Origin of the sequence: Mesorhizobium sp. L103C119B0 (assembly GCF_000502235.1) — a bacterium.
Classification (GTDB): Bacteria; Pseudomonadota; Alphaproteobacteria; order Rhizobiales; family Rhizobiaceae; genus Mesorhizobium.
On the sequence record NZ_AYXE01000062.1, the window covers coordinates 1 to 2195 of the forward strand.

A 2195-nucleotide genomic window follows, 5' to 3' on the forward strand; every position below is an offset into this window, starting at 1 on the left:
GTCATGGACAAGCTCGGCAAAGCGCGAGGACTGATCTCCTACGCGACGCTCTCCGACTACAACGCCAACATGATCCTGGCCACCGCCGGCGGCGCCAGCTCGGTCAATCCATCACTGGTCAGGACGGATGACGGCCTGTTTTCGGACAGGGTGGCGCATTTCCAGGTCCGCAAGATCTTTCGGCCACGCACCTATGTCTACATGACGATGTGGTCGCTGATCGGACTGGGCCTGCTCTTTTCGCTGCTGACGCGCGACCGGCTCGAAATCAACGTCTTGCACGACCGCAACCCGCAATTCGTGACGCTGTCGGACGGCTCAATCCGCAATGGCTACACCGTCAAACTTTTGAATATGATCCCCGAGCCAAGAACGATCGTCGTCACCGTTGGAGGCTTGGCGGGCGCAGAAATGAGCATCGTTGGCGTCGACTTGCCGGCCGCCCGCTCCTTCGCGGTCCAGGTTGAGCCGGACCGGCTGAAGATGCTGAAAATTTTCGTGCGCGTGCCTGCCGATCAGATCCACGGCGAAGCGCAGACCTTCACACTCCATGTCGAGGACAAAGCGAGTTTCGAGTCGAACGAATACACCGCCACCTTCAACGCACCGGAGACCGCCAGATGAACGCCACCACCCGAAAACCCGGCGAATTCACCGGCAGGCACATGTTGGCCATCATCCTTGCGTTTTTCGGTGTGGTCATCGCGGTCAATCTGACGATGGCGACGCTTGCCAACACAAGCTGGACCGGCCTTGTCGTCGAAAACACCTATGTGGCCAGCCAGCAGTTCAACAAGAAGGCCGAGGAAGGCCGTGCGCAGGCAGCGCTTGGCTGGACCGGCCAGTTGACCATCGCATGGGACGAAGTCCGCTATGGCATCATCGACGCCGCAGGCAAACCGGTTTCCCTGCATGGCGTGAAGGTGCTGTTTCGCCATCCGGCTTACGAGAAAGAGGATGAGTCCGTCACGCTCGCCCTCGTCTCTGGCCAGGAGTTTGCAGCACAACACGTGCCAAGGGATGGAGTGTGGATTGTCGAAATCGACGCCGATGCCGGCCTGGCAAGACCTTATCGCGACGTGCGCAGGGTCATGATTTCCAATGGAGCGCTAAAATGAGCTGCTGTGCACCGGGCGCCGAAGCGGCGCTGGATCTTGTCAGTGCCACTTCAGTTCCGCCGTCCAGCCAGGAGGTCAGGCTGGCCAGCCGATCGCTTGGCGACGACCTTCATCAGACCGACCTGTCGGTACCGACCGTTCATTGCGGCGCCTGCATCGAGACGATCGAGACGGCCTTGGGAAAACTCCGTCACGTCGAGGCAGCTCGCGTGAACCTGTCAACCAAGCGGGTCTCAGTCCGCTGGCGCGGCGACGAGGCTCCACCATTGGTCGCTGTGCTCGGCCGGCTCGGCTATCAGGCGCATTTGTTCGAAACCGTGATTGATGCAAAGGACAAGATGCTTTCGGAGCTTATCCGCGCCGTCGCTGTTGCCGGCTTTGCTGCGGGCAACATCATGCTGCTCTCGGTGTCGGTCTGGTCCGGCGCCGAGGGCGCCACCCGCGACCTGTTCCACTGGGTCTCGGCCCTGATCGCCATTCCTGCGCTGGCCTTCGCCGGCGGCATCTTCTTCAAGTCGGCGTGGAATGCGCTGTGCCACGGCCGCATGAACATGGACGTGCCGATCGCCGTCGGCGTGTCGCTGGCCTACGCCATGAGCCTCTATGAGACGATCACCCACGGCGACCACGCCTATTTCGACGCGTCGGTATCGCTGCTGTTCTTCCTGTTGATCGGCCGCACGCTCGATCACGTGATGCGCGAACGCGCGCGGACCGCGGTAAAGAACCTGTCACAGTTGGCTGCGCGTGGCGCCATGGTGCTGCGCGGCGATGGCGCACGGGACTATTTGCCGGTTGGCGAAATCGAACCGGGGATGCAACTGCTCATTGCAGCCGGCGAGAGAATCCCCGTCGACAGCACGATCGTTCATGGAGCGTCGGATCTTGACTGCTCACTGGTCACTGGCGAGAGCACGCCGCGAAACGTCGCGCCAGGGGAGATTGTGCAGGCCGGTGTCCTCAACCTCACCGGTCCGCTGACGATTGAGGCGACAGCGGCCGCCAAGGATTCGTTCCTGGCGGAAATGGTTCGGTTGATGGAGGCCGCCGAAGGTGGTCGCGCCCGGTATCGCCGTA

Annotated in this window: 3 protein-coding genes; all 3 read left to right on the forward strand. The window is 61.6% G+C overall.

The features are described from left to right. A partial coding sequence (locus X728_RS137005; RefSeq protein WP_023833341.1) for a FixG Ig-like domain-containing protein occupies nt 1-624 on the forward strand: 624 nt, incomplete at its 5' end. Beyond that, nucleotides 621-1118: a FixH family protein gene (locus X728_RS137000; RefSeq protein WP_023833342.1), complete on the forward strand. Its 498-nt coding sequence runs from the start codon at nt 621-623 to the stop codon at nt 1116-1118. The genes X728_RS137005 and X728_RS137000, both read left to right, overlap by 4 nt. Then, on the forward strand, nt 1115-2195 hold a 1081-nt coding region (locus X728_RS136995), incomplete at its 3' end, for a heavy metal translocating P-type ATPase (protein WP_023833343.1). The genes X728_RS137000 and X728_RS136995, both read left to right, overlap by 4 nt.

Excerpts from the sequence above, each read along its gene's own strand:
- X728_RS137000 (WP_023833342.1), top strand. The coding sequence starts at position 621 with ATGAACGCCACCACCCGAAAACCCGGCGAATTCACCGGCAGGCACATG.